This window comes from Streptomyces sp. NPDC048255 (genome assembly GCF_040652415.1).
In the GTDB taxonomy this organism is placed as follows: Bacteria; Actinomycetota; Actinomycetes; order Streptomycetales; family Streptomycetaceae; genus Streptomyces.
The window spans coordinates 1-25,319 of record NZ_JBEZMA010000041.1; the positions used below are offsets into that span (position 1 = coordinate 1).

At 70.8% G+C, this 25,319-nt stretch carries 30 protein-coding genes, 1 tRNA gene and 1 riboswitch; of the genes, 11 read left to right on the forward strand and 20 right to left on the reverse strand.

Annotated features, from left to right (window positions below):
- Nucleotides 1-434 precede the first annotated feature (434 nt).
- The 4 genes from AB0D94_RS26675 to AB0D94_RS26690 form a co-directional block, all read right to left on the reverse strand.
- Complete coding sequence (locus AB0D94_RS26675; protein ID WP_362056345.1) at nucleotides 435-1,109, reverse strand: DUF1707 domain-containing protein; 675 nt, start codon at nucleotides 1,107-1,109, stop codon at nucleotides 435-437.
- A gap of 114 nt (nucleotides 1,110-1,223) precedes the next feature.
- Entirely contained in the window at nucleotides 1,224-2,192 is a 969-nt protein-coding gene (locus tag AB0D94_RS26680) for an ATP-binding cassette domain-containing protein (RefSeq protein ID WP_362056348.1), read from the reverse strand.
- A gap of 6 nt (nucleotides 2,193-2,198) precedes the next feature.
- The gene (locus AB0D94_RS26685; protein WP_362056450.1) at nucleotides 2,199-3,035 is read right to left on the reverse strand and encodes an ABC transporter permease; all 837 of its coding nucleotides are present in this window, start codon (nucleotides 3,033-3,035) and stop codon (nucleotides 2,199-2,201) included.
- Between the two features lie 49 nt (nucleotides 3,036-3,084).
- Nucleotides 3,085-3,876: an ABC-2 family transporter protein gene (locus AB0D94_RS26690; RefSeq protein WP_362056452.1), complete on the reverse strand. Its 792-nt coding sequence runs from the start codon at nucleotides 3,874-3,876 to the stop codon at nucleotides 3,085-3,087.
- A gap of 317 nt (nucleotides 3,877-4,193) precedes the next feature.
- On the opposite strand from AB0D94_RS26690, the gene AB0D94_RS26695 reads away from it, so the two are divergent.
- Nucleotides 4,194-6,602, forward strand: a complete 2,409-nt coding sequence (locus AB0D94_RS26695) for a transglycosylase domain-containing protein (protein ID WP_362056350.1) — start codon at nucleotides 4,194-4,196, stop codon at nucleotides 6,600-6,602.
- Between the two features lie 43 nt (nucleotides 6,603-6,645).
- Here the strand turns inward: AB0D94_RS26695 and AB0D94_RS26700 are convergent, their stop codons facing one another.
- The 3 genes from AB0D94_RS26700 to AB0D94_RS26710 form a co-directional block, all read right to left on the reverse strand.
- Nucleotides 6,646-6,966, reverse strand: coding sequence for a multidrug efflux SMR transporter (locus AB0D94_RS26700; protein WP_362056352.1), 321 nt, complete (start codon nucleotides 6,964-6,966; stop codon nucleotides 6,646-6,648).
- A 31-nt stretch (nucleotides 6,967-6,997) separates the two neighbouring features.
- Nucleotides 6,998-7,071, reverse strand: a riboswitch (guanidine-III (ykkC-III) riboswitch).
- A gap of 92 nt (nucleotides 7,072-7,163) precedes the next feature.
- Nucleotides 7,164-7,505, reverse strand: a complete 342-nt coding sequence (locus AB0D94_RS26705; RefSeq protein ID WP_030239046.1) for a co-chaperone GroES — start codon at nucleotides 7,503-7,505, stop codon at nucleotides 7,164-7,166.
- 46 nt (nucleotides 7,506-7,551) lie between these two features.
- Entirely contained in the window at nucleotides 7,552-7,869 is a 318-nt protein-coding gene (locus AB0D94_RS26710; protein WP_362056355.1) for a DUF3618 domain-containing protein, read from the reverse strand.
- A gap of 103 nt (nucleotides 7,870-7,972) precedes the next feature.
- Here AB0D94_RS26710 and bcp point away from each other — a divergent pair, with 103 nt between their 5' ends.
- The 3 genes from bcp to AB0D94_RS26725 all read left to right on the forward strand — a co-directional run bounded on the left by bcp (nucleotide 7,973) and on the right by AB0D94_RS26725 (nucleotide 9,373).
- Complete coding sequence (bcp, locus tag AB0D94_RS26715; protein ID WP_362056357.1) at nucleotides 7,973-8,440, forward strand: thioredoxin-dependent thiol peroxidase; 468 nt, start codon at nucleotides 7,973-7,975, stop codon at nucleotides 8,438-8,440.
- Nucleotides 8,441-8,584: 144 nt separating this feature from the next.
- Nucleotides 8,585-9,163 (forward strand): HNH endonuclease, encoded by a 579-nt coding sequence (locus AB0D94_RS26720; RefSeq protein WP_362056359.1) that lies wholly within the window; start codon nucleotides 8,585-8,587, stop codon nucleotides 9,161-9,163.
- 123 nt (nucleotides 9,164-9,286) lie between these two features.
- Nucleotides 9,287-9,373: transfer RNA gene (locus AB0D94_RS26725), tRNA-Leu, on the forward strand.
- A gap of 52 nt (nucleotides 9,374-9,425) precedes the next feature.
- On the opposite strand, the gene rdgB is transcribed toward AB0D94_RS26725, so the two are convergent.
- The 4 genes from rdgB to AB0D94_RS26745 form a co-directional block, all read right to left on the reverse strand.
- Nucleotides 9,426-10,040, reverse strand: a complete 615-nt coding sequence (rdgB, locus tag AB0D94_RS26730; protein WP_362056361.1) for an RdgB/HAM1 family non-canonical purine NTP pyrophosphatase — start codon at nucleotides 10,038-10,040, stop codon at nucleotides 9,426-9,428.
- A 43-nt stretch (nucleotides 10,041-10,083) separates the two neighbouring features.
- A complete protein-coding gene (locus AB0D94_RS26735; protein WP_362056363.1) occupies nucleotides 10,084-10,479 on the reverse strand; it encodes a hypothetical protein in 396 nt (131 codons plus the stop codon).
- Nucleotides 10,480-10,584: 105 nt separating this feature from the next.
- Nucleotides 10,585-11,310 (reverse strand): ribonuclease PH, encoded by a 726-nt coding sequence (gene rph, locus AB0D94_RS26740; protein ID WP_030717976.1) that lies wholly within the window; start codon nucleotides 11,308-11,310, stop codon nucleotides 10,585-10,587.
- 178 nt (nucleotides 11,311-11,488) lie between these two features.
- On the reverse strand, nucleotides 11,489-11,797 hold the full coding sequence (locus AB0D94_RS26745) for a PTS glucose/sucrose transporter subunit IIB (RefSeq protein WP_362056454.1): 309 nt from the start codon (nucleotides 11,795-11,797) through the stop codon (nucleotides 11,489-11,491).
- 154 nt (nucleotides 11,798-11,951) lie between these two features.
- Here AB0D94_RS26745 and AB0D94_RS26750 point away from each other — a divergent pair, with 154 nt between their 5' ends.
- The 3 genes from AB0D94_RS26750 (at nucleotide 11,952) to AB0D94_RS26760 (ending at nucleotide 15,839) form a co-directional block, all read left to right on the forward strand.
- A complete protein-coding gene (locus AB0D94_RS26750; protein WP_362056366.1) occupies nucleotides 11,952-13,253 on the forward strand; it encodes a PTS transporter subunit EIIC in 1,302 nt (433 codons plus the stop codon).
- Nucleotides 13,254-13,563: 310 nt separating this feature from the next.
- Nucleotides 13,564-14,844 carry a PTS transporter subunit EIIC gene (locus tag AB0D94_RS26755; RefSeq protein ID WP_362056368.1) on the forward strand — a complete coding sequence of 427 codons (1,281 nt, stop codon included), beginning with the start codon at nucleotides 13,564-13,566 and terminating at the stop codon, nucleotides 14,842-14,844.
- A 92-nt stretch (nucleotides 14,845-14,936) separates the two neighbouring features.
- Entirely contained in the window at nucleotides 14,937-15,839 is a 903-nt protein-coding gene (locus tag AB0D94_RS26760) for a hypothetical protein (RefSeq protein WP_362056370.1), read from the forward strand.
- Between the two features lie 66 nt (nucleotides 15,840-15,905).
- Here AB0D94_RS26760 and AB0D94_RS26765 read toward each other — a convergent pair whose 3' ends face one another.
- Nucleotides 15,906-16,658 (reverse strand): MBL fold metallo-hydrolase, encoded by a 753-nt coding sequence (locus AB0D94_RS26765; protein WP_362056372.1) that lies wholly within the window; start codon nucleotides 16,656-16,658, stop codon nucleotides 15,906-15,908.
- 195 nt (nucleotides 16,659-16,853) lie between these two features.
- Between AB0D94_RS26765 and AB0D94_RS26770 the strand changes: the two genes are divergently transcribed.
- The gene (locus tag AB0D94_RS26770; protein ID WP_362056374.1) at nucleotides 16,854-17,276 is read left to right on the forward strand and encodes a hypothetical protein; all 423 of its coding nucleotides are present in this window, start codon (nucleotides 16,854-16,856) and stop codon (nucleotides 17,274-17,276) included.
- Nucleotides 17,277-17,281: 5 nt separating this feature from the next.
- Nucleotides 17,282-17,626 (forward strand): DUF488 family protein, encoded by a 345-nt coding sequence (locus AB0D94_RS26775; RefSeq protein ID WP_362056456.1) that lies wholly within the window; start codon nucleotides 17,282-17,284, stop codon nucleotides 17,624-17,626.
- A 138-nt stretch (nucleotides 17,627-17,764) separates the two neighbouring features.
- Here AB0D94_RS26775 and AB0D94_RS26780 read toward each other — a convergent pair whose 3' ends face one another.
- The 7 genes from AB0D94_RS26780 to clpS form a co-directional block, all read right to left on the reverse strand.
- Nucleotides 17,765-18,715: a cysteine synthase gene (locus AB0D94_RS26780; protein WP_362056376.1), complete on the reverse strand. Its 951-nt coding sequence runs from the start codon at nucleotides 18,713-18,715 to the stop codon at nucleotides 17,765-17,767.
- A complete protein-coding gene (locus tag AB0D94_RS26785; RefSeq protein WP_362056378.1) occupies nucleotides 18,715-18,993 on the reverse strand; it encodes a MoaD/ThiS family protein in 279 nt (92 codons plus the stop codon). Before AB0D94_RS26785 ends, AB0D94_RS26780 begins: the two co-directional genes overlap by 1 nt.
- A gap of 93 nt (nucleotides 18,994-19,086) precedes the next feature.
- Nucleotides 19,087-19,194, reverse strand: coding sequence for a putative leader peptide (locus AB0D94_RS26790; protein ID WP_310941867.1), 108 nt, complete (start codon nucleotides 19,192-19,194; stop codon nucleotides 19,087-19,089).
- Nucleotides 19,195-19,271: 77 nt separating this feature from the next.
- Complete coding sequence (locus tag AB0D94_RS26795) at nucleotides 19,272-19,694, reverse strand: M67 family metallopeptidase (protein ID WP_362056381.1); 423 nt, start codon at nucleotides 19,692-19,694, stop codon at nucleotides 19,272-19,274.
- Between the two features lie 83 nt (nucleotides 19,695-19,777).
- Nucleotides 19,778-21,232: an amino acid permease gene (locus AB0D94_RS26800; protein WP_362056383.1), complete on the reverse strand. Its 1,455-nt coding sequence runs from the start codon at nucleotides 21,230-21,232 to the stop codon at nucleotides 19,778-19,780.
- A 306-nt stretch (nucleotides 21,233-21,538) separates the two neighbouring features.
- Nucleotides 21,539-22,141: a DUF2017 domain-containing protein gene (locus AB0D94_RS26805; RefSeq protein WP_362056385.1), complete on the reverse strand. Its 603-nt coding sequence runs from the start codon at nucleotides 22,139-22,141 to the stop codon at nucleotides 21,539-21,541.
- Nucleotides 22,141-22,455 carry an ATP-dependent Clp protease adapter ClpS gene (gene clpS / locus AB0D94_RS26810; protein ID WP_362056387.1) on the reverse strand — a complete coding sequence of 105 codons (315 nt, stop codon included), beginning with the start codon at nucleotides 22,453-22,455 and terminating at the stop codon, nucleotides 22,141-22,143. The genes AB0D94_RS26805 and clpS overlap by 1 nt, the downstream gene beginning before the upstream one ends.
- Nucleotides 22,456-22,535: 80 nt before the next feature.
- On the opposite strand from clpS, the gene AB0D94_RS26815 reads away from it, so the two are divergent.
- Both AB0D94_RS26815 and AB0D94_RS26820 read left to right on the forward strand, forming a co-directional pair.
- On the forward strand, nucleotides 22,536-23,864 hold the full coding sequence (locus AB0D94_RS26815) for a nicotinate phosphoribosyltransferase (protein ID WP_266936460.1): 1,329 nt from the start codon (nucleotides 22,536-22,538) through the stop codon (nucleotides 23,862-23,864).
- Between the two features lie 241 nt (nucleotides 23,865-24,105).
- Entirely contained in the window at nucleotides 24,106-24,699 is a 594-nt protein-coding gene (locus AB0D94_RS26820) for an isochorismatase family protein (RefSeq protein WP_362056390.1), read from the forward strand.
- A gap of 221 nt (nucleotides 24,700-24,920) precedes the next feature.
- Here AB0D94_RS26820 and AB0D94_RS26825 read toward each other — a convergent pair whose 3' ends face one another.
- The gene (locus AB0D94_RS26825) at nucleotides 24,921-25,235 is read right to left on the reverse strand and encodes a hypothetical protein (protein WP_362056391.1); all 315 of its coding nucleotides are present in this window, start codon (nucleotides 25,233-25,235) and stop codon (nucleotides 24,921-24,923) included.
- Between the last annotated feature and the right edge of the window lie 84 nt (nucleotides 25,236-25,319).

Here is a 25,319-nt window from a genome sequence, read left to right on the forward strand (position 1 = left end):
ACGCGCAGGAGAGTCCCCGCAGGACGAGCGCGCAACCCAGGCCGGACATTCGCAGCCCGGGTTAAGTGCGCGAGCCGAGGAGACGCTCCGGAGCGGCCCCGGCCCACACCCGGCAAGCACGGCGCAGCCGAGGCCGCACCCGCCGAGCCCCCCGCAGGGGAAGCGGCGGCCCCGGCCCACACCCAACGCCCAACCCAGCCCCGCCGGCGATTGAGGCGCGGGGCCTGGGGCAGAGCCCCAGCAACGGCGCCACACCCGGCCAAGCCCCCCGCAGGGGAAGCGGCGGCCCCGGCCCACACCCGACGCCAAACCCAGCCCCGCCGGCGATTGAGGCGCGGGGCCTGGGGCAGAGCCCCAGCAACGACGCCGCACCCGGCAAGCACGGCGCAGCCGAGGCCGCACCCGCCAAGCCCCCCGCAGGGGACACGGCAGGGCTAGAGCTCCTTGTGGGGGCGGTCCGCGCCCGGCAGAGGCTTCGGGGGTTTGACCTTGATCTCCACGCCGCCCCAGAAGGCGAAGCCGGTCACCACCACCCGCGGGGCGCCCGGCTGCGCGGGCCCCGGCGAGTCGCGCTGGTCGAAGGCGCCCATCACGCCGAGGCCCCGTACGTCGACCTCGACCCCCGGCGGCACGGTGATCTGGATGCCGCCCATGATGGCGACGCAGGCGATCACGACCTCCCGCTCCGCGAAGTTCGCCTCGCGCAGGTCGATCTCCCCGCCGCCCCAGAACGCCACCGCGTTGAAGCGGGCGGGCACCGTCCACCGCCCCTTGCGCTGGAACCCCGACATGACGGCCACGGCCGTCGACGAGGACCCCGCCCCGCCGATCCGGGCGGGCCAGGACGTGCCCGGCCCGGCAGCCGACGGCAGACCGCCCCCGCCCGCCACCGGCGCGGCAGCCCCCGGCACGGCCGGCAGGTCCCGGGTCAGCGGTTCCAGTTCCGCGTAGGTCCGGGACCTGTACGCCGCGTCCAGCCGCTCCTCGAACTCCTCCATGTCGAGCCGGCCCTCGGCGACGGCGTCCCGCAGACGCTCCACCACCCGGTCCCGGTCGGCGTCCGACGCCCTCAGCTCCGGCAACGGCTTCTCCGGCCGCTCGTCACTCATGCGCACCAGCCTATGCAGTCATCAAGGGGAGTTGTATGACTTGCCCCTGATCAGCCCCTGACACGGACCCCGGCTTACCCCTGAGACGACGGCGCCGGGCAGCCCCCAGCCCCCTCAGCCCCGCCCCGCGTACATCCGCGCGATCACGTCCTCGATGTCCGGCTCCCGCACCGACAGGTCCACCAGCGGATAGTCCGCCGCGACCGCCGCCACCAGCGGCGCCGCCGAGGCCCCCGCCGGGAAGGCCAGCCACTGCCGCGGCCCGTCCACCCTCACCACCCGCGCCCCCGCCACCTCGATCGGCGGAAGCTCCCGCTCCAGGTCCACCACCAGCGTCCGCTCGCTCTCCGCCACCGACCCCGCCGAGTGCAGCCCGCCCAGCGGCCCGTCGTACATCAGGCGTCCGTGGTCGATCACCATCACCCGCTCGCACAGCTGCTCGATGTCCTGGAGGTCGTGCGTGGTCAGCAGCACCGTCGTGCCGAGCTCCTCGTTCAGCTGCCGCAGGAAGCCCCGTACCTTCGCCTTGCTCACCACGTCGAGCCCGATCGTCGGCTCGTCCAGGTACAGCACGTCCGGATCGTGCAGCAGCGCCGCCGCGATGTCCCCCCGCATCCGCTGGCCCAGCGACAACTGGCGCACCGGTACGTCCAGCAGCTCGGCCAGGTCCAGCCGCTCCACGCAGCGCTCCATGTTCCGCGCGAACCGCTCCGCCGGGATCCGGTACATCCGCCGCATCAGCCCGTAGGAGTCCTTCAGCGGCAGGTCCCACCACAGCGTGGTGCGCTGCCCGAACACCACCCCGATCCGGTGCGCGAGGCGCATCCGCTCGCGCGCCGGGTCGATGCCGGCGACCCGCAGCCGGCCGCCGCTCGGGGTGAGGATGCCGGTCAGCATCTTGATCGTGGTCGACTTCCCGGCGCCGTTGGGCCCGATGTAGCCGACCATCTCGCCCCGCGCGACCTCGAAGCTGATCCCGTCCACCGCCCTGACCTGGCGTTTCTCCCGGCGCATCAGGCCCACCCGGCGGCGTACGTCGAAGACCTTCTCGACCTGGTCCAGCGCGATCAGTGCCTCTGCCATCTACGGTCAGCTCCCCGTGCTTCGGTACGAACGGACACCCGCGCGCCACGCCAGCGACGCGGGCAGGAAGGCCAGGAAGGCGACCAGCGGGCTCGTGTACGCGACCCACCCGGGCAGCCCCAGCGGATCGGGCCGCCCCAGGACGTACAGGGCGGGCAGCCAGTTGACGAAGGCCAGCGGCACGACGAAGGTCACCCCGCGCAGCAGGTCCTTCGCGAACACCGTCGGCGGGTACTGGAGCATCGTGCAGCCGCCGTACGTGAAGGCGTTCTGCACCTCCGCCGCGTCCCCGGCCACGAACTGGAAGGCCGCGCCGGCCACCAGCACCGCCGAGAAGATCGCCGCCCCGGCCACGACCATCACGGGCACCAGCATGATCCGCCCCGGCGTCCACTCCACGTCCAGCACCACCAGCGCCCAGCCCAGCACCCCCAGCCCCTGCCCGATCCGTCCCAGCCGGCGCAGCGCGAACCGGTCGGCCGCGACCTGGGCGAGCACGGGGACCGGGCGCACCAGCATGGTGTCGAGCGAGCCGTCCCCGATCCGCTGGCCGACCCGGTCGGTATTGCCCATGACCAGGTCCGCCAGGCCCAGGGAGGCCGAGCAGGACCCGTACAGCAGGGCGATCTCGGGCAGCGTGAATCCGCCGAGGGCGTCCACGTGCGAGAACATGATGTAGATGCCGACGAAGTCGAGCAGGGTGATCGCCGCGTTCCCGAAGGTCGCGAGGAAGAACGACGTCCGGTACGTCATCGTCGACCGGATCCACATCGCCGCGATCAGCCCGTAGCCGCGCACCCCCTCCCACGTCCGGCTGCGCCGCGGCACGTCCAGTGCGCCCAGCGCCTCCGCGACCGCGGGGCCGCGGCCGGGATCCCGTTCCACCACGGCCTCAGCCACCCTGCACCACGACCTTCCGCGTCGCCGCCGACTGCAACATCCGCCCCACGCCCAGGAGTACGAACGCCCACGCCAGCTGGAAGCCCAGCGCCCGGGCCACGCCCGCGGCCCCCGCGTGCTTGCCCAGCAGCACGTCCATCGGAACCTGGAGCATCGCCGCCCAGGGCAGCAGCCGCACGAACTCGCCGAAGGCGCCCGGGAACACGGTCAGCGGCAGCAGCACCCCGGAGAAGAAGATGGAGATGACCGTGGCCATCAGGTTGACCCCGGCCCCGTCCATCAGCCAGAAGGCCGCCAGGCCCAACAGGTAGCGCACGGCGAAACTGATGACGAGCCCGAGCACGACGGACACCAGGAACAGCAGCCAGCGCACCGGGTCCACGGGCAGCGCCAGCGGGAAGGCCAGCGCCCCCGCCAGCAGCGGCACCACCCCGCGCCCCAGCAACTGGAAGCCCGCCCGCCCGAGATCGGCGGCGAGCCACCACATCTGGAGGTCCGCGGGCCGGTACAGGTCGACGGCGATGTCCCCGGTCCGGATGCGCTCCTGCATCTCCTCCTGGAAGCCGCCCCCGATGAACGCCCCGGCGGCGAGCAGCGACTGGCTCACCCATACGAAGGTCAGGGCCTGCGCCTGGTCGTAGCCGCCGAGTCCGGGCCGCTCGTCCCACAGCGCCACGTACGTGCAGGCCAGGATGAACCCGAAGACGGTGTTGGTGAACACCCCTGCCAGCGTGGCCGTTCCGTAGGTGGCGTAGCGCCGGAATCCGCCCGCGGCGACCGCCAGGTAGAGACGCGCTCCGTCCGCCTTGCTCCGGCCCGGGCCGCGCGCCGGACCGCGCGCCGTGCCAAGACCCGTACCGAGGCCCGTACCGAGGCCCGATCCGGACCCCGTTGCGTGAGCCGCTCCGCGATCCACCGCACCCCTCCGTTTCCCAGGTCGTTCCCACGTCGTACCCACCTCGGCCAAAGCGCGCGAGCTTAGTGCGGAGGGGCGATCCACGCGACCGATTTACGCCCGTCCGGCTCGGAATCGCCGGTCATCGGGTAGACAACATGAGGTACAGAAGTGGATATTTCGCACGGCGCCGAGGAGCCCTGGAGATGAGCGACCAGTCACCCCCACCGGGCTGGACCCCTCGCGACCCGGACGCACCCGGTGAGCGGCCGCCGACCCCGGCCCGCCCGCAGGCGGCCGCCGGACCCGCCGGGAAGGCCCGCCGCAACCGCAAGCGGACCGGCTGGCGCCGCCTCTTCCCCACCTGGCGCATGGTCCTGGGCGGCCTGCTGCTGATCGCGCTGCTGATCGGCGGCGCCCTCGTCGCCGGTTACCTGCTGGTCGAGATCCCGCCGGCCAACGCCGCCGCCACCGCCCAGTCGAACGTCTACCTCTACTCCGACGGGTCCCCGCTCGCCCGCGACGGAGAGGTCAACCGCGTCAACGTCCCGCTCTCCCAGATCCCCCGGACCGTCCAGGAGGCCGTACTCGCCGCCGAGGACCGGGACTTCCACTCCGAACGGGCGGTGGACCCCAAGGCGATGCTCCGCGCCGCGTGGAACACCGCGACGGGCAAGGGCACCCAGTCCGGCTCGACCATCACCCAGCAGTACGTGAAGAACTACTACCTGGGCCAGGAACAGACCATCAACCGCAAGGTCAAGGAGTTCTTCATCGCGATCAAACTCGGTCGCGAGAAGTCGAAGGCCTACATCCTCGAGGGCTACCTGAACACCAGTTACTTCGGCCGCAACGCCTACGGCATCCAGGCCGCCTCACAGGCCTACTACGGCAAGGACGTCGGCAGACTCACCACCGCCGAGGGCGCCTACCTCGCCACGCTCCTCAACTCCCCCAGCGCCTTCGACGTCGTGTCCCACCCCCAGGCCCGCCCCCGCGCCCTCGCCCGCTGGAACTACGTACTCGACGGCATGGTCAAGAAGCAGTGGCTGACGGCGGCCGAGCGCGCGGCCACCCAGTTCCCCGAGCCCGGCAAGGTCCGGCCGGCCGCCGGACTGTCCGGACAGCGCGGTTACCTCGTGGAAGCGGTCAAGGACTACATCACCGAGCACAAGATCCTCGACGACAAGACCCTCGCCGAGGGCGGCTACCGCATCACCACCACCATCGACAAGGCCCGCCAGAACGACTTCGTCGAAGCCGTCGACGCACAACTCGTCAGCAAACTCGACCCCGACGCCCGCAAGGCCGACCGGCTGGTCCGGGCCGGCGGCGTCTCCATCGACCCCGCCACCGGCAAGGTCGTCGCCATGTACGGCGGCATCGACTACACCAGGCAGTACGTGAACAACGCGACCCGCCACGACTTCCAGGTCGCCTCCACCTTCAAGCCGTTCGTCTTCGCCGCCGCCGTCGAGAACGACTCCCGCACCCAGGACGGCCGCCGGATCACCCCCAACACCGTGTACAACGGCGACAACAAGCGCCCCGTCGTCGGCGGCCGGATCCGCTACAACCCGGAGAACGAGGGCCAGGTCTCCTACGGGAACATCACCGTCAACACCGCCACCGACCTCTCCGTCAACGCCGTGTACGCACAGATGGCGGTCGACGTCGGCACCGCGAAGGTCAAACAGACCGCCGTCGCCCTCGGCATCCCCGAGAGCACCCCGAACTTCGACGCCGGACCGGCCATGGCACTGGGCACCATGCAGGCCAGCGTCCTCGACATGACCCAGGCCTACGCGACCCTCGCCGACCACGGCCGCCGCACCCCCTACACCTTCCTGGAGAAGATCGCCAAGGGCGACGACACGATCGCCCTGCCCGACCGCGACCCGGTCCAGGCCGTTTCCCGCGAAGCCGCCGACACCACCACGTCCATGCTGGTCAGCGTCGTCGACAACGGCACGGGTACGGCAGCCCTCGCCGCCGGCCGCCCGGCCGCGGGCAAGACCGGCACCGGGGAACTGGACCGCTCGGCCTGGTTCGCGGCCTACACCCCGGACCTGGTCACCGTCGTCGCGATGATGGGCCAGGACCCGGACACCGGAACCCTCCAGTCGCTGTACAACGCCCTGGGCGAGTCCCGCATCGGCGGTGGCGGCTACCCGGCCCGGATCTGGGCCGCCTACACCAAGGCCGCCCTGGAGGGCAGCGATCCCCTCGACTTCGAACTCGAACTCCAGCCGGGCGCGGCCCAGCCCCCACCCCCGCCCACGTCCCCCTCCGACTCCCCCGAGGAGACCCCCGGCGAACGCCCGCCGACACCCCCGGGACGCCCGAGCCCGCCGGTGCGGCCCACCCCGCCGACGGGCGGGCAGGACAACGGCGGGCAGGACAACGGGGGCCAGACCCAGGGAGGACAGGACAACGGCGGCCAGGACAACGGCGGCCAGACCCAGGGAGGACAGGACAACGGCGGCCAGACGAACGGCGGCCAGACCGACGGCGGAGCCAGCCAGGGCAACCAGGGCGGCACCACCACCGGCACCCCCGGCACGGACGGCGGCGCCACGGAAGGCCTGCGCCCGCCGTCGGCGTTCCTGGAATAAGGGTCCGCCGGTGACAGGAGCCAGGTCACCGGCCGGAGCCAGGTCAGTGACCTGAGGTCGCCTTCAGCCCCACCACGGCGACCAGCAGCAGACAGATGAAGAAGATCCGGGCGGCGGTGACGGGCTCACCCAGCACCGCCATACCGAGCACCGCCGCACCCGCGGCGCCGATGCCCACCCACACCCCGTACGCCGTACCGATCGGCAGGGTCTTCGCCGCGTAGGACAGCAGCAGCATGCTCGCGACGATCCCGGCGCCCGTGAACACGCTGGGCCACAGGCGGGTGAATCCCTCGGTGAACTTCATGCCGATCGACCAGCCGACTTCGAGCAGACCAGCGACGAGCAGCAGAACCCAGGCCATGACAGGCACCTCCGGAACGAGAGCGGAACGGGGTGCGTCGTCTTGTCGTCAACCCGGTACGGCGCGTCTCGTCGGGGGTTCCTCCCCACGGTAGCAAAGGGCGCAGAAAAGGGCTGGTGACCTCGGCCACCAGCCCTTCACCCGCATCAGCTCACACGGAGCCGGCTCAGCTGAACCAGCCGCCTCAGCTCACATGGTCAGAGGTACAGCCCGGTGGAGTCCTTCGACCCCTCCAGCCGCTCCGCGGCCACGGCGTGCAGATCCCGCTCGCGCATCAGCACGTACGTCGCACCCCGCACCTCGACCTCGGCCCGGTCCTCCGGGTCGTACAGCACCCGGTCACCGGGCTCGACCGACCGTACGTTCTGCCCGACCGCGACCACCTCGGCCCAGGCCAGCCGCTTGCCCACCGCGGCCGTCGCCGGGATCAGGATGCCGCCGCCCGAGCGCCGCTCGCCCTCGGGCAGGTCGGACTTCACGAGCACGCGGTCGTGCAGCATGCGGATGGGCAGTTTGTCGTGGGTGGTGTTCTCGCTCACGCCCCGAACCTACCCGCACCCGCACGCCCCGTACGCCGCAGGGTCGTCACCGCTTGCGGCGCGCCGACAGCACCAGCAGCCCGAGCACACCCGCCGCGACCAGCGCCACGGGCACGATCCGCTCGACCCGCGGAGCCCCGTCCTCGTGCCGCAGGCCGCCCTTCACGTCCGTCACGAGGCGGTTCACCGCGACGAAGGCGCGCCCGGCGGTGTGGTCGACCGTCGAGGCAACCCTGGCCTTCGCGTCCCCCATGATCGTCTTCGGGTGCATGCGCACACCGATCTCGTCGAGAGTCTCGGCGAGCTGCTCACGGCGGCGGACGATGTCCGCCTCGATCTGTGCGGGGGTCCTGGCTTCCGGCACCGCGCTGCCTCCGTCGTCGTGGTCTGTGGGGCGTAGTGCCCCATGAACAGGCTGTCAGCTTAGTCTCGTGGGATAACGATGCCCTCCCGAGGAGACTGTTGAGATGAGCGACCGACTTCAGCCGGGCGACACCGCCCCCGCCTTCACCCTGCCCGACGCGGACGGCAACAAGGTCTCGCTCGCCGACCACAAGGGCCGAAAGGTGATCGTCTACTTCTACCCGACCGCGATGACGCCGGGCTGCACCAAGCAGGCCTGCGATTTCACGGACAACCTGGACGTCCTGGCGACGGCCGGCTACGACGTCATCGGCGTCTCCCCGGACAAGCCGGAGAAGCTCGCGAAGTTCCGCGAGAAGGAGCACCTGAAGGTCACCCTGGTCAGCGACCCGGAGAAGGAGACCCTGACCGCCTACGGCGCGTACGGCGAGAAGAAGCTGTACGGCAAGACGGTGACCGGGGTCATCCGCTCGACGGTGGTCGTCGACGAGGAGGGCAAGGTCGAGCACGCCTTCTACAACGTCAAGGCCACGGGCCACGTAGCCAAGATCATCAAGGACCTGGGCATCTGACCCACCCCTCCCCGCCGCAGCGGCCCGCACCCATCCGGTGCGGGCCGCTCCGCTTATCGGACGAAACCAGCCGTAACCGTCCGACTATCGGCCCGTTACTCCGTACGAGCGCCGCACACGCGGCCGGGAACGGAGGGGGCGAGGATGCCGATCAGCCCGTACACGAGGGAACGACTCGCGGAGGCGGCGGAGGGCTCTCGCACGCTGACCGAGGCGCTGCTGAAACTGGGGGTGGACCCGAAGGGTGGCTCCCGGCGCTATCTGCACGACCGCATGCGGAAGCTGGGCGTGGACATCTCCCACTTCGAGCGGGACGGCAACCGATGGACCCGCGCGGTTCTGGAGGAGGCGGTCAGTGCCTCCAGCAACATGTACGAGGTCCTGCGGCGCCTGGGGCTCGACGCGGTGGGCGGGAATCACACCCATATCAGCCGCCGGGTTCGCGTGCTGGGCATCGACACCACGCACTTCACCGGTCCGTCCCGGAAGGACCGGATGCGGGACAACAATCGACGGCGTACGGCGGACGAGATCCTCCGCGAGGATCGCACGCCTCATGCCAGACGCACTCCGAGCACGACGCTCCGGCGCGCGCTGCTTGATCTCGGTATCGAGGAGCGTTGCGCCGATTGCGGCATAGACGCCGTCTGGATGGGGGAGCCCCTCCCCTTGGAGGTCGACCACATCAACGGCGACTGGCGCGACAACCGCCGGGGAACCTGAGGCTGCTGTGCCCCAACTGCCATGCGATAACGAGCACCTGGTGCCGAGGAGGTCGCAGCGAGCCCTCTCACTGATCTTGCTCGACCAGCCACAGCCGCCTGCCGCTATCATGACAGGCGGCTAGCGGCGGTGGCGCAACGGCGACGCAGCAGACTTAGGATCTGTGGCCCGTGAAACGGCTTGAGGGTTCGAATCCCTTCCGCCGCACCATAACGGCCTGTGAATCGAAGGATTGATTCACAGGCCGTTCGTCTGCGCGGGCTCAGCCCAACAGCTCCCGGACCACCGGGACCAGGGCACGGAAGGCCTGGCCGCGGTGGGAGATGGCGTTCTTCTCCGCCGGGGTGAGTTCCGCGCAGGTGCGGGACTCGCCGAGGGGCTGGAGGACCGGGTCGTAGCCGAAGCCGCCCGTGCCCGACGGGGTGTGGCGCAGGGTGCCCAGGAGGCGGCCCTCCACGACGCGTTCGGTGCCGTCCGGCAGGGCCAGGGCCGCCGCGCAGAAGAAGTGCGCGCCGCGGTGCTCGTCGGAGATGTCGCCGAGCTGGGCCAGCAGGAGCGCCAGGTTCGCGGCGTCGTCGCCGTGGGTGCCCGCCCAGCGGGCCGAGAAGATGCCGGGGGCGCCGCCCAGGACGTCCACGCACAGGCCGGAGTCGTCGGCAACGGCCGGGAGGCCGGTGGCCTGGGCCAGGGCGTGGGCCTTGAGGAGGGCGTTCTCGGCGAAGGTGACGCCGGTTTCCTTGACGTCGGGGATCTCCGGGTACGCGTCCGCGCCGACCAGCTCGTGCGGCAGGCCGGCGTCGGAGAGGATGGCGTGGAGCTCGGCGACCTTGCCCGCGTTGCGGGTGGCCAGGATCAGGCGGCTGGGCGTGGAGGTCATGCCCCCATTATTTCCGGCCGGCGGGCCCGGTCCCACGACCGGGTCAGCCCGGGGTGCAGACCTTGGAGATCTCGCTCGCCGCGTCGGCGACGGGCTGGATGTCCGGGGTCGCGTCGCCGCCCTCGATGGCGGTACGGACGTTCTTGACAGCCGTGTTCATCGAGTCGATGGCCTTGCCCAGGTCGGCGTTGTCCGTCTGGTCGCCGATCTTCTTGAGGTTCGTCTCGATCTGGTCGAGCGCGTTCTGGGCGTCCTGCGGGCTGTTGCCGGCCTGGGAGACCGCCTGCTGGAGGTCGTTCGCGCCATCCGTGATGGCGACCGCGGTGTTCGCGCAGTCCATGGCCGTGGAGATCGCATCGCACGCGGTGAGGGCGGGTATGGCCAGGGCCGCGGCGAGGGCCACGGCGGCGATGCGGTGCTTCGGCTTGTTCGGCTTCACTTCGGGTCCCCCAGGAACTCGGATGCGTGGACGAGCGCGCGGCTGTGACACCGTGCGCCCGTATCTGCGTAGACGCCGGGCGGGGCCCGGCGGTTGCCGCGGGTCCTACAGTTCGAGCGCGCCCAGCTGGATGGCTTCCAGGTCCGCGCAGCCGCCGGCCGCGAGGTCGAGGAGGGCGTTGAGTTCCTTGCGGTCGAAGGGCTCGCCCTCGGCGGTGCCCTGGACCTCGACGAAGCGGCCGTCGCCGGTGCAGACCACGTTCATGTCGGTCTCGGCGCGCACGTCCTCCTCGTAGCAGAGGTCGAGGAGCGGGACGCCGTCGACGATGCCGACGCTGACGGCGGCGACGGTGCCGGTCAGGGGCTTGCGTCCGGCCTTGATGAGCTTCTTCTGCTGGCCCCAGGCGACGGCGTCGGCGAGGGCGACGTAGGCGCCGGTGATGGCGGCGGTACGGGTGCCGCCGTCGGCCTGGAGGACGTCGCAGTCCAGGACGATGGTGTTCTCGCCGAGGGCCTTGTAGTCGATGACGGCGCGCAGCGAGCGGCCGATGAGGCGGGAGATCTCGTGGGTGCGGCCGCCGATCTTGCCGCGGACGGATTCGCGGTCGCCGCGGGTGTTGGTGGAGCGGGGCAGCATCGAGTACTCGGAGGTGACCCAGCCTTCGCCGCTGCCCTTGCGCCAGCGCGGGACGCCTTCGGTGAAGGAGGCGGTGCAGAAGACCTTGGTGTCTCCGAAGGAGATGAGGACGGAGCCCTCGGCGTGCTTGCTCCATCCGCGTTCGATGGTGACCGGGCGGAGCTGTTCGGGCGTGCGGCCGTCGATGCGAGACATGGCTGTGAGCCTAGTCCCTGCGGGCCCGGCCCTGTGTCCCCGTGCGGAGACCCCGTCCGGGTGGGTCCGGGACGGGGTCTGCGGGGGTCCCGGAGGTGGGTCCGGGGCGGTACCAGGGTGGTGCTGGGGTGGTACCGGGGTGGTTCTGGGTTCTGGGGGTCCGGTCAGGAAGCCCGGATCACATCATGTCTTCGATGTCGGCGGCGATCGGGTCGGCGTCGGTGCCGATGACGACCTGGATCGCGGTGCCCATCTTGACGACGCCGTGGGCGCCGGCGGCCTTGAGTGCGGCCTCGTCGACCAGGTCGGGGTTGACGACCTCGGTGCGCAGGCGGGTGATGCAGCCCTCGACCTCTTCGATGTTCTCGATACCGCCGAGCCCGGCGACGATCTTCTCAGCCTTGGTGGCCATGTGTTTCTCCCTGAGTGTTACGAAGAACGAGTCTCGGCGGCCGGTGCGTGCGGTGCCCTCGTACGCGGTCCGCATCGTCACGGTAACGCACGGTTGGCCCTGCTACGCGAGCGCGTGACCGGCATCTATCGAATGATGACGATCAGCGGCAACCTGCCCACAACTGGTCTACACCAGTGTGCCGTACGTGTCGCAACTGCCAAAAACGGGCCGGTCAGGGAGGACGCCGATGAGTGCGAGCAGCGCCGCTGCAGCGCCGCAGCCGAAGTGGTGGAACGGCTTGTTCCAGGGGCTGCAGAAGATGGGACGGAGCCTTCAGCTGCCCATCGCCGTCCTGCCCGCGGCGGGCATCTTGAACCGGCTCGGCCAGAACGACGTCTTCGGCAAGGACGGCCTCGGCTGGACCGACGTCGCCAAGGTCATGGCGTCCGCGGGCGGGGCGCTGCTGAACGCGGACCTCGGCCTGCCCCTGCTCTTCTGCGTCGGCGTCGCGATCGGCATGGCCAAGAAGGCGGACGGCTCGACGGCGCTGGCGGCGGTGGTCGGCTTCCTCGTCTACCGGAGCGTGCTGCGCGCCTTCCCCAAGGCCTGCCCGCCGGGGACCGAGGACATCGGGGGCGGCTGCCTGGGGCCCGAGAACACCTTCGCCGAGTACACCTTTCAGAATCCGGGGGTCTTCGGCGGCATCGTCATGGGCCTGCTGGCGGCCTGGTTCTGGCAGCGCTACCACCGGGTCAAGCTGGTGGACTGGCTCGGCTTCTTCAACGGCCGCCGGCTGGTCCCGATCATCATGACCTTCGTCGCGATCGCCTTCGCGGTCCTGTGCCTGTGGATCTGGCCGCCGATCGGTGACGCGCTGGAGGCCTTCTCCGACTGGCTGGTGGGCCTGGGTGCCTGGGGTGCGGGCATCTTCGGCGTCGCGAACCGCGCGCTGCTGGTGATCGGTCTGCACCAGTTCCTGAACGTGCCGGTGTGGTTCCAGTTCGGCAGCTTCACCAGGCCGGACGGCCAGGTCGTGCACGGTGACATCCCGATGTTCCTGGGGGGCGACCCGGACGCGGGGCAGTTCCTCTCCGGCTTCTTCCCCATCATGATGTTCGCCCTCCCGGCGGCGGCGCTGGCGATCACGCACTGCGCGAAGCCGGCGCGGCGCAAGGAGGTCGGCGGTCTGATGCTGTCGGTCGCCCTGACCTCGTTCGTCACGGGCATCACCGAGCCGCTGGAGTACTCGTTCCTCTTCGTGGCGCCGGCGCTGTACGTGGTGCACGCGGTGCTGACGGGTGTCTCGATGGCGGTGACCTGGGCCCTGGGCGTGCACGACGGCTTCAGCTTCTCGGCGGGGCTGATCGACTACGTCATCAACTGGAGCCTGGCGACCAAGCCCTGGATGATCATTCCGATCGGCCTGGCCTTCGCCCTCGTCTACTACGCGGTCTTCCGCTTCGCCATCACGAAGTTCGACATCCCGACGCCGGGGCGGGAGTCGGACGAGGAGATCGAGGAGATGCAGAAGGAGAACCTCAAGGCGTAGACGAGGGAGTCCGCGGCCGGTCGCCGTCCGGCCCTTCGGCCCCTCCCCCAGGCCCTCGGATCTTTGGATCCGGGGGCTTTGGCCATGTCCGGAGGTCCGGCGGCCCGGGCGTTCCACGACTCCGGGTGCCGTGTGGCGTAGACCACAGGAAATCGAAGGTTCCTTATCTATCCCTCACCGTGTTACAACTGGTCTACACCAGATATTGGTGTAGACCACGCGGGCCCGTCTGCGCTCGCGTACCCCCCTTTTTCGAGACGCCGCCGTCCCCCGGCTCGCCCTGGCGGCGCCTTGCCCACTGGAGGAAGTTGTGACGACGGCTAGCGCTGCCCCGGCAGCCCAGAAGAAGAAGGGCGCTGGCGTGATGGCCGTCATGCAGCGCATCGGCCGGAGCCTCATGCTCCCCGTCGCGGTACTGCCCGCCGGCGCTCTCCTGCTCCGCCTGGGTGCGGACGACATGCTCGGCGACAAGGACGTCTTCCCGACCTTCGTCCTCAAGATCGCCGGCTACATGGCCGCCGGCGGTGGCGCGATCCTCGACAACATGGCGCTGCTGTTCGCCGTCGGCATCGCGATCGGCTTCGCGAAGAAGTCGGACGGTTCCACGGCCCTGGCCGCCGTCACCGGCTACCTGGTCTTCCAGAAGGTGCTCGCCACCTTCACGGACAGCAACCTGCCGCAGAAGGCCACGGTTGTCGGCGACAAGATCGTCATGGTGGACGCCGCGGTCAACGCCGGTGTGCTCGGCGGTGTCGTGATGGGTGTCATCACGGCCCTGCTGTACCAGAAGTTCTACCGGACCAAGCTTCCGGACTGGGCGGGCTTCTTCGGCGGCCGCCGCCTCGTCCCGATCCTCTCGGCCTTCGCGGGTCTGCTCACCGGTGTCGTCTTCGGTCTGATCTGGCCGGTCCTCGGCACGGGTCTGCACAACTTCGGTGAGTGGCTCACCGGTTCCGGCGCCGTCGGCGCGGGCATCTTCGGTGTCGCCAACCGCGCGCTGATCCCGATCGGCATGCACCACCTGCTGAACTCCTTCCCGTGGTTCCAGGCCGGTTCCTTCGACACCGCCAACGGTGCCGTCCACGGCGACATCGCCCGCTTCCTCGCCGGTGACCCGAGCGCCGGACAGTTCATGACCGGCTTCTTCCCGATCATGATGTTCGCCCTTCCGGCGGCCTGCCTCGCGATCGTCCACTGCGCCCGCCCCGAGCGCCGCAAGGTCGTCGGCGGCATGATGTTCTCCCTCGCGCTCACCGCGTTCGTCACCGGTGTGACCGAGCCGATCGAGTTCACCTTCATGTTCATCGCCCCGGTGCTCTACGCGATCCACGCGGTGCTGACCGGTGTCTCGCTGGCCCTGACCTGGGCGCTGGGGATGCGCGACGGCTTCGGCTTCTCCGCCGGCGCGGTCGACTTCCTGCTGAACCTGGGCATCGCCAACAACCCGTGGGGCCTGGCCGGTGTCGGCCTCTGCTTCGCGGTGGTCTACTACGTCGTCTTCCGCTTCGCGATCACCAAGTTCAACCTCCCCACGCCGGGCCGCGAGTCCGACGAGGAGCTCGCCGAGCTGGCGAAGGCCGAGGCCAAGTAGGTCTCAGCACCCGCCGTCATCAGGACCGAAGTCCCCGCCTTTCCCTACGAAAGGCGGGGCTTCGGTCTTTCCGCGTTCTTTAGGTTGGAACCATGACGGAACAGCGCATCCTCGACCTCGACCGTGACCAGCTCGCCGCCCTGCGCGGCCGGGCCCTGACCCGGGCCGTCGCCGCCGCCGAGGGGCGGACCGTGGTCGCCGAGGTCTTCGCCGAACGCGCCGCCATGTCCCCGCACCCGGACGGCCGCGGAGTGCACAACGCCGAGCTCGTCGCCGCCTTCGGCGCGGACATCGTCGTACTGAACCTCATCGAACGGGCCTGGGACGGCGAGCGGCTGCGGCTGCCCGGGCTGGGCGAGTTCACCTCGTTCACGGAGCTGGCCCAGGTGATCGGGCGGCCCGTCGGCGTCAACCTGGAGCCCGGTGACGTACCCGAGGTCCGCCGGGCGAAGCCGGAGTACGCCAAGCGCCTGGTCGGCATGGGCGCGGCGATGCTGTGCATCACGGCGAACCCGGGCACGGGCGGCTCGTACGAGGCGATGGCGCGGGTCACCGGGGAACTGCGCGAGGGCCTGGGCGACGAAGCGGCGCTGTGGTCGGGGAAGATGCACCACGCCGGGCATCCGGAGCGGGTGACCACCGCGCGGCTGACGGCGCTGGTGGACGCGGGCGCGGACGGCGTCGTGATGCCGCTGCCCGGGACCCTGCCGGGGGTGACGCGGGAGCTGGCCGCAGCGGCGGTGGCGGCGGTGCAGGACGCGGGCGCGATCGTGATGGGCGCCATCGGCACCAGCCAGGAGGGCAGCCACGCGAACGTGGTGCCCCAGCTCGCGCTGAACGCCAAGGAAGCGGGCTTCGACGCCCACCACTTCGGGGACTCCTGGATTCCGGGGATGTGCGACCCGGAGGTGATGTACGCGTACTCGGTGGCGATCCGGGGCCGGCGCCACACCTGGAACCGGATGGCCCTCGGCGGCCGCCGGGCCCGCTCCTAGTGCTGTGGCGGTGTCGCGGACCTCGCCGGACGGGCCTCAGAGCACGCAGACCTCGCCGGACGGGCCTCAGAGCTCGTAGACCGCGCCCGCGTACGCCAGGTCGACCGGGCCTTCGTAGACCGCGCGGGCGTCGGCGAGGTTCTGGGCGGCGTCCGTCCACGGCGGGATGTGGGTGAGGACGAGACGGCCGACCTGGCCGCCGCGCGCGTACTCGCCGGCCTCGCGGCCGTTGAGGTGGAGGTCCGGGATGTCCTCCTTGCCGTGCGTGAAGGAGGCCTCGCAGAGGAAGAGGTCGGTGCCCTCGGCGAGCAGCCCCAGCTCGGGGCAGACGCCGGTGTCGCCGGAGTACGTGAGCGAGCGGCCGCCGTGCTCGACGCGGATGCCGTACGCCTCGACCGGGTGGGAGACCCGCTCGGTGCGGACCTGGAAGGGGCCGATCTCGAAGGTGCCGGACTTCAGGGTGCGGAAGTCGAAGACCTCGCTCATGGAACGCTCGTCGGGGACGTCCTCGTAGGCCGCCGTCAGGCGCTTCTCGGTGCCCTCGGGGCCGTAGACGGGGATGGTGCCGCAGCGGCCGCCCTCGTGCCGGTAGTAGCGGGCGACGAAGTAGCCGCACATGTCGATGCAGTGGTCGGCGTGCAGATGGCTCAGGAAGATCGCGTCGAGGTCGTAGAGACCGCAGTAGCGCTGGAGATCTCCGAGGGCGCCGTTGCCCATGTCGAGGAGCAGCCGGAAGCCGTCGGCCTCGACGAGGTAGCTCGAACAGGCCGATTCCGCGGACGGGAACGAACCCGAGCAGCCGACGACGGTGAGCTTCATGGAGCGTGAACCTCCGTGGACGGTCCGTGGACGGAATGCGGGCCGTGCGTGCGTCGAGCGTAAGGCGCGAAACGTCCGGTCGCTCCTCCGCGGCGGGCCGTTGTGGGGGGAATCACCTGCGCTGTCACCCGGGGGAGCGACGGTGGGCACTGGCGTTGCCGTGCCGGGGCGTTCCCGCGCGGCTACGGTCGAAGCATGGACACGTCCTGGTGGCCCGCCGTGGCCGCGGTCGTGGCCCTGGCACTGGTGATGCTGGTCGCGGGGAAACGGCTGGGGCTTCCCAGCCGTCCCCCGCCGCCGCACGGGACCGGCCCGGAGCCCCGGCCGAGACCGGGCGAGCTGTGGTGCCTGGCGGACGGGCGGACCTGTCTGGTGCTGGCGGTGGGGCCGGTACGGACCCACCGGGCGCGGGTCGCGTGGATCACCGGGAAGTACGACGACCGGCGGGCCGGGGTGATCCCGCTGCCCCCGGGGACGGTGGGGGCGCAGGGCCGGGCCGGTTTTCTGGAGGCGGACCGGCCGGCGGAGGTGTCGCTGTGGGAGTTCCGCAAGCGGCTGGGCATGCTGGATCCGGCGGTGTGGGACGAGGTCAAGGGGCTCGGAGGTGGTGACCTGTGACGCCGGTGGTGCGACTGCGGCGCGTGTACGACCCGCCGGAGCCGGGGGCGGACGGGGTACGGGTCCTCGTGGACCGGCTCTGGCCGCGCGGGCTGGCGAAGGCGGCGGCGGGGGTGGACGAGTGGCCGAAGGCCGTCACGCCGTCGGCGGAGCTGCGCAAGTGGTTCCACGCGGGCGGCTCCGCCGGGGAGTTCCGGCGGCGCTACGAGGCGGAGCTGGCCGGGCCGGAGGCGGTGGCGGAGCTGGACCGGCTGCGGGGCCTGGTGGCGGCGGGGCCGGTCACGCTGCTGACCGCGGTCAAGGACCCGGCGTCCAGCCATGCCGCGGTGCTCGCGGAGCTGCTGGGCTAGGGCTTGGGCGGAGCGGGCGGGTGCGGGTGCCGCTGCGCGTGCTGGTCCCCGCCCCGCCCTTTCACCGTTTCCCGGGGCTCCGCCCCGGACCCCGCGCCTCAAACGCCGGCGGGGCTGGATCTTGCAACCCCGAAGGGGCTACGCCCAGAGCTGGCCCTGGAGGACCTCGATGGCTTCCTCCGTGGTGGCCGCCGTGTAGACGCCCGTCGAGAGGTACTTCCAGCCGCCGTCCGCGACGACGAAGACGATGTCCGCCGACTCGCCCGCGGCCACCGCCTTGCGGCCGACGCCGATCGCCGCGTGCAGGGCGGCTCCGGTGGAGACGCCCGCGAAGATGCCCTCCTGCTGGAGGAGCTCGCGGGTGCGGGTGACCGCGTCCGCCGAGCCCACCGAGAAGCGGGTCGTGAGGACGGAGGCGTCGTAGAGCTCGGGGACGAAGCCCTCGTCCAGGTTGCGCAGGCCGTAGACCAGGTCGTCGTAGCGCGGCTCGGCCGCGACGATCTTGATGCCTTCGACGTGTTCGCGCAGGTAGCGGCCGACGCCCATCAGGGTGCCGGTCGTGCCCAGGCCCGCCACGAAGTGGGTGATGGAGGGGAGGTCCGCGAGGATCTCCGGGCCGGTCGTGGCGTAGTGGGCACCCGCGTTGTCCGGGTTCCCGTACTGGTAGAGCATCACCCAGTCCGGGTGCTCCGCCGCCAGTTCCTTGGCCACCCGGACCGCGGTGTTCGAGCCGCCGGCGGCCGGCGACGAGATGATCTCGGCTCCCCACATGGCCAGCAGGTCGCGCCGCTCCTGGCTGGTGTTCTCCGGCATGACGCAGACGATGCGGTAGCCCTTGAGCTTGGCCGCCATCGCGAGCGAGATGCCGGTGTTGCCCGAGGTGGGCTCCAGGATCGTGCAGCCCGGTCGGAGCCGGCCGTCCTTCTCCGCCTGCTCGACCATGTGGAGCGCGGGGCGGTCCTTGATCGAGCCGGTGGGGTTGCGGTCCTCCAGCTTCGCCCAGATGCGCACGTCGTCGGAGGGCGACAGCCGGGGCAGCCGGACCAGCGGCGTGTTGCCGACCGCGGCCAGTGGGGAGTCGTAACGCATCAGACAGCGCCGCCGGCCACGGCCGGGAGGATGGTGACGTTGTCGCCGTCCTTGAGCTCGGTGGAGATGCCGTCCAGGAAGCGGACGTCCTCGTCGTTCAGGTAGACGTTCACGAAGCGGCGCAGCTGGCCGCCGTCGACGATGCGCTCCTGGATGCCCTTGTGCCGCGTCTCCAGGTCCGAGAACAGGTCGGCCAGGGTGGCGCCCTCACCGGAGACGGCCTTCTCGCCGTCGGTGTAGGTGCGGAGGATGGTGGGGATGCGGACCTCGATGGCCATGGCTGGCTCCAGTGTCGTGAAGGGGCGTGAGAGCGTGAACCGCGCGGTTCTTGTGCGCCCCCGCGCGAGAGGGGCTGTGGTGCGCTGTGGGGCTCAGGCAGCGGGACAGATGGCGCTGGCGAGGCGGCACAGGTCGACGTGCAGCCGCGCCACGAGCAGCAGCCTGCCGGGCGTCTCGATGCTCACGTCGTGGGGAACCATGCGGTCATGTTAACGATTCCCGGTCCCCCGTTTGGAGTGTGATCCCGCATCGTGGACGGCCGCGGCTCACATACTGGTCAGTAGGCCTCGACGACCCGCACTTCCTCTTCCGTGATGACGCCGTCGACGATCCGGTACGAGCGGAACTGGAACTCCCCGAGGCCGTCCTTGTCCGCCGTGGAGACCAGGACGTAGTGCGCGCCGGGCTCGTTCGCGTACGTGACGTCCGTGCGCGAGGGGTAGGCCTCGGTCGCGGTGTGCGAGTGGTAGACGATCACCGGATCCTCGTCCCGGTCGTCCAGCTCGCGGTAGAGCTTCAGCAGATCCTTCGAGTCGAACTCGTAGAACGTGGGCGAGCGGGCCGCGTTGAGCATCGGGATGAAGCGCTCGGGGCGGTCGGTGCCCGCCGGGCCGGCCACGACACCGCACGCCTCGTCGGGGTGGTCCTGGCGGGCGTGCTCGACGATCTGGTCGTACAGGGCCTGGGTGAGGGTCAGCATGAGCGACAGGATAAGCAGACGGGCCCCCGCGTACCGAGGAGTGGTACGCGGGGGCCCGGATGCTGGACAGGAGGTCGGTGGCGTCAGACGTCCACGCTCAGCGAGACCTTCACGGAGGTGCCGCCGCCCTGGCCGCGGCGCTTGGAGAACAGGTAGGTCAGGCCCAGCAGCAGACCCCACAGCGGCGCGCAGTAGAGCGAGACGCGGGCGTCCTTGTCGATGCCCATCATCACGATGACCATGCCGATGAACAGGAGGGCGAACACGCTGGTCCACGGGGCGCCGGGGGCCCGGAAGGTGGACTGCGGCAGCTCGCCGCGGTCGGCCTTGGCGCGGTAGCGGATCTGGCAGACCAGGATCATGATCCAGGCCCACATGCCCGAGATGGTGGCGAAGGAGACGACGTAGTCGAAGGCCTTGCCCGGGGCGACGTAGTTGATCCAGACGCCCACCAGCATCAGCGAGGCCGAGAAGGTGGTGCCGATCAGCGGGGTGCCGCTCTTGGTCAGCCTGGTGAAGATCTTCGGGCCCTGGCCGTTGAGCGCGAGGTCGCGCAGCATGCGGCCGGTGGAGTACATGCCCGAGTTGCAGGAGGACAGGGCCGCGGTCAGCACCACGAAGTTGACGATGGCGGCGCCGACGCCGAGGCCCATGCGCTCGAAGGCGGCCACGAAGGGCGAGACGCCCGGCTGGAAGTGCGTCCACGGGACGACCGACAGGATCATGATCAGCGCGCCGACGTAGAAGACGGCGATGCGCCACGGCACGGTGTTGATGGCCTTGGGCAGCGTCTTCTGGGGGTCCTTGGACTCGCCGGCGGTGACGCCGACCAGCTCGACCGCGAGGAAGGCGAACATCACGATCTGCAGGGTCATCAGCGTGCCGCCGATGCCCTTGGGGAAGAAGCCGCCGTCGTTCCACAGGTTGCTGACTGTGGCGGTGTCGGCCGCGTCGGAGAAGCCGATGGTGAGGATGCCGGCGCAGATCAGGATCATGCCGACGATGGCGGTGACCTTGACCATGGAGAACCAGAACTCCAGCTCACCGAAGAGCTTCACGGAGATCAGGTTGGCGCCGTAGAGGATGACCGTGAAGATCAGCGCGTACGCCCATTGCGGGAAGCTGTCATGGGTCCAGTACGCCATGTACTGCGCGGCCGCCGTGACCTCGGTGATGCCGGTGACCACCCAGAACAGCCAGTACGTCCAGCCGGTCACGTATCCCCAGAACGGGCCCAGGAACTCGCGGGCGTAGTCCGAGAAGGAACCGGCGACGGGGCGGTACATGAGCAGCTCGCCCAGGGCCCGCATGATGAAGAAGATGACCAGGCCCGCGATGGCGTAGGCCAGGATCAGGCTGGGGCCGGCCTTGGAGATCGCCTTGCCCGCGCCCAGGAAGAGGCCGGTGCCGATGGCTCCGCCGATCGCGATCATCTGGATCTGGCGGGCACCGAGAGTGCGGTGGTAACCCTCGCCGCCCTCGCCCTGGCCGCCCTCCGCGGGCGTCCTGTCGTGCTGCTCGACCTGCACAGAGGTCATGTCTGGTGAGCCTTTCTCCACGCCGGGCCGCGCCTTCGACAGGCAGCGGTCCGGTCCTCGATCCCCCCGGATACGGATGGAGTTGCACGCCGGCGGTCCGCCGGTTCAAGCAGCAGGGGGACATGGGTGGCGTCCCGTCGGCGGTCGTGAAGATTTATCACGTGCTTATGGGTGGGCGAGGCAGGGAAATGTGACGTGGGACACCAGAAATTGGGGACATAGGTCCTGAAACGCATCAGATCACCGCATGGCGGTGATCTGATCGTTATCCGGATTTGAGCGTCCGCTGAGCGAACGGTGTTCGTCTCAGAGGGTCTCGATGAGCGTCTCCTGGAGGCCTCCGAGCCACAGGTACGCCATCACCATCGGCTTGCGCGGATCGTCGTCCGGCAGCCGGAAGAGCACCGCGCTCTCGTCGTCCTCGGTGATGTCGAGCCGGGCCGCGATGGTCAGCCGCAGGTCGTTGAGGGCGCCGAGCCAGCGCAGCGGCTGCTCGCCGGTCAGCTCCAGCACCGCCACCTCGTCGGCGTCCGGGGTGAGCCCGTCCAGGCTGCGTACGACGGCCAGCGCGTCCTCCCGCTTGCGGGCGCGCAGGTCGTTCTCGGTGAAGCGGCGGAACTCCGCCGAGCGGGCCGTCAGCTCCGCCGGGTCCACGCCCGCCTCACCGGCGCCGTCGGGAGCCCCGTAGGCGTCGGGGAAGAGCCGGGCCAGGGCCGGGTCGGACGGGGGCTCGGAGGGGCCCTCGGCGAACAGTGCGGCCAGCGGGTCGGCGTCCTCGGCCGGCTCCGCCGCCCCGGGGCCGATCAGCTCCAGCAGCTGGACCGCCAGGGAGCGCAGGATGGAGATCTCGATGTCGTCGAGCGCGATGGCGGCCCCGCCGCCCTTCAGCGCCTGGAACGTGCCGCCCATCAGTTGCGGTCCTGGGTGAGGGTCGCCCACAGGCCGTAGCCGTGCATGGCCTGCACGTCGCGCTCCATTTCCTCGCGGGTGCCGCTGGAGACGACCGCCCGCCCCTTGTGGTGGACGTCGAGCATCAGCCGGTGCGCCTTGTCCTTGGGGTAGCCGAAGTACGCCTGGAACACGTACTCCACGTAGCTCATGAGGTTGACCGGGTCGTTGTGCACCAGGGTCACCCAGGGGACGTCGGGTTCGGGGACCGCGTAGGTCTCTTCGGCCGATTCGGTGCGTTCGATCTCAATGGGAGCAACACTCACTCGTCCCATGCTGCCACTGTGACGGCCCCGTCGCACAAACGGGCCCTACATCTCGTCACTCTGACGAAATGTGCGCTAGCATCCGTGTCATGAACCCTGCGGACCTGGGCCTGCCGGTGGACGTGCCGTCGACAGCGCTCTTCACGGACCATTACGAGCTCACGATGCTGCAGGCCGCCCTGGCGAACGGCACCGCCGACCGCCGTTCGGTCTTCGAGGTGTTCACCCGCCGGCTGCCCGAGGGGCGGCGCTACGGCGTGGTGGCGGGAACCGGGCGCGTGCTCGACGCGGTGGAGAACTTCCGCTTCGACGCCGCGGTGCTGGAATTCCTCCGCGAGCGGGCCGTCGTCGACATGCGGACCCTGGACTGGCTGGCCTCGTACCGCTTCTCCGGCGACATCTGGGGCTATCCGGAGGGGGAGGTCTACTTCCCCGGCTCGCCGATCCTGCGCGTCGAGGGCAGCTTCGCCGAGTGCGTGCTGCTGGAGACCGTGATCCTCTCCATCCTCAACCACGACTCGGCGATCGCCGCGGCCGCCTCCCGGATGTCCTCGGCGGCGGGCGACCGGCCGCTGATCGAGATGGGCGCGCGGCGCACCCACGAGCTGGCGGCGGTGGCCTCGGCGCGCGCCGCGTACGTCGGCGGCTTCACCTCGACCTCGGACCTGGCGGCCGGCTTCCGGTACGGGATCCCGACGGTCGGCACCAGCGCCCACGCCTTCACCCTGGTGCACGACAACGAGCGGGACGCGTTCACCGCCCAGGTGGCCTCGCTGGGCAGCGGGACGACCCTGCTCGTGGACACCTACGACGTCGCCGAGGCCGTACGGACGGCCGTGGAGGTCGCCGGCACCGGGCTGGGTGCGGTCCGCATCGACTCCGGCGACCTGCTGCTGGTCGCCCACCGGGTGCGCCAGCAGCTGGACGAGCTCGGCGCGACCTCGACGAGGATCGTGGTCACCTCGGACCTCGACGAGTACGCCATCGCCTCGCTGGCCGCGGCGCCCGTGGACGCGTACGGGGTCGGCACCCAGCTGGTGACCGGCAGCGGGCACCCGACGTGCTCGATGGTCTACAAGCTGGTGGCGCGCGCGACCTCGGCGGACCCGAAGGCGGCGCTGGCCCCGGTGGCGAAGAAGTCCACGGGCGGCAAGACCTCCATCGGCGGCCGCAAGTGGGCGGCGCGGCGTCTCGACTCCGACGGGGTGGCCGAGGCGGAGGTCGTGGGCGTGGGCCCGGTCCCGTCGGCCCTGGCGGACACGCAGCTTCTCGTGCAGCTGGTCAAGGCCGGGGAGGTGATCGCTCGCGAGCCGCTGGAGGCCGCGCGGGACCGTCACCGGGCGGCCCGGGCGGGGCTCCCCCTGTCCGCGACCCAGCTCTCGCGCGGCGAGGCCGTCATCCCTACGGAGTACGCGTAACCCTGCGGGTCCGCTGCCGGGGCTCCGCCCCGGACCCCGCGCCTCAAACGCCGGCGGGGCTGAATTTGGCTGATGCCGCCCGCAGGGCGATCTCAGCCCCGCCGGGGCGCACTCCAGCCCGTCCGGCGTTCGGGGACCGGGGTCCGGGGCGGAGCCCCCGTTTCGGGAAGGGGCGGGGTGGGGGAAGAGCCCCCGCAGGGCCCCGCCGCCGCACAGAGACACCGAGCCGAAGGACAACGTCATGCACCGCGCACTGATCGTCGTCGACGTCCAGAACGACTTCTGCGAGGGCGGCAGCCTCGCGGTCACCGGCGGAGCCGACGTCGCCGCCGCCATCACCGAGCTCATCGGCCAGTCCACGGCCGGCTACCGGCACGTCGTCGCCACCCGGGACCACCACGTGGATCCCGGCCCGCACTTCGCCCGCCCCCCGGCCGAGCCGGACTACGAGACCTCCTGGCCGGTGCACTGCGTCGCCGGGACGGAGGGCGTGGGCTTCCACCCGAACTTCGCCCCCGCCGTGGCCTCCGGCGCGGTCGCCGCCGTGTTCGACAAGGGCGCGTACGAGGCCGCGTACAGCGGGTTCGAGGGGGCCGACGAGAACGGCGTGACCCTGGCCGAATGGCTGCGCGACCGGAACGTCACCGAGGTGGACGTGGTCGGGATCGCCACCGACCACTGCGTCCGGGCCACCGCCCTGGACTCCGCCAAGGCCGGTTTCGCCACCCGCGTCCTGCTGGACCTGACGGCCGCCGTGGCCCCGCACACCACCGCCCGCGCCCTGGACGAGCTGCGGGCGGCGGGCGTGGTCCTCGTGGGCGACCGGGCCGCGTAGCCGCCCCGGCCGCGCCACCGGGCCCCCGGAGGCCCAGGAGGCCCTCAGGTGGCCGCTAGGCCCTGTCCGGGCGATCTTCGCGGGCCCGCGCCGTCTGGTACGGCACCTCGCCGCGTTGTCGGACCGCGCGAGTACGGTCGAGTACGAGCTGCGATCCTCCGCCTTGCGATGCACCGCACCAGACGACGCGGGCTGATCCACGAAGATCGCCCGGACAGGAGCTAGGTGCCCAGCAGGGCCCTGATCGGGTGCCAGAGCTCCTCCGCCCGGTCGGGCGCGCAGCGCCACAGCAGGCCGTCCGGATGGTGCAGGACGGCCGTGACCTCGTCCGGCGTCGGGGGCTGGGCGTTGCCCCGCAGGTACACGGCCCGCATGCCGAGGTTCCGCAGCCTGGTCAGGGCGCGGGCCCGGTTCGCAGCGTGCACCAGCACCCGGACGTTTCCGTCGTCGGCGCCCTCGCCGAGCGACGGCCTCGGCAGCGTGAGCGCGACCACCACGCTGCCGCCTGGCAGTCTGACGAAACCTCCACCGGGCATGTCTGTCATCTCCCCCGTCAATAAGAAACTCGCACCACGCATCTAAACGCGATCGGCCGCCGCCCGCTAGAGGGCGACGGCCGA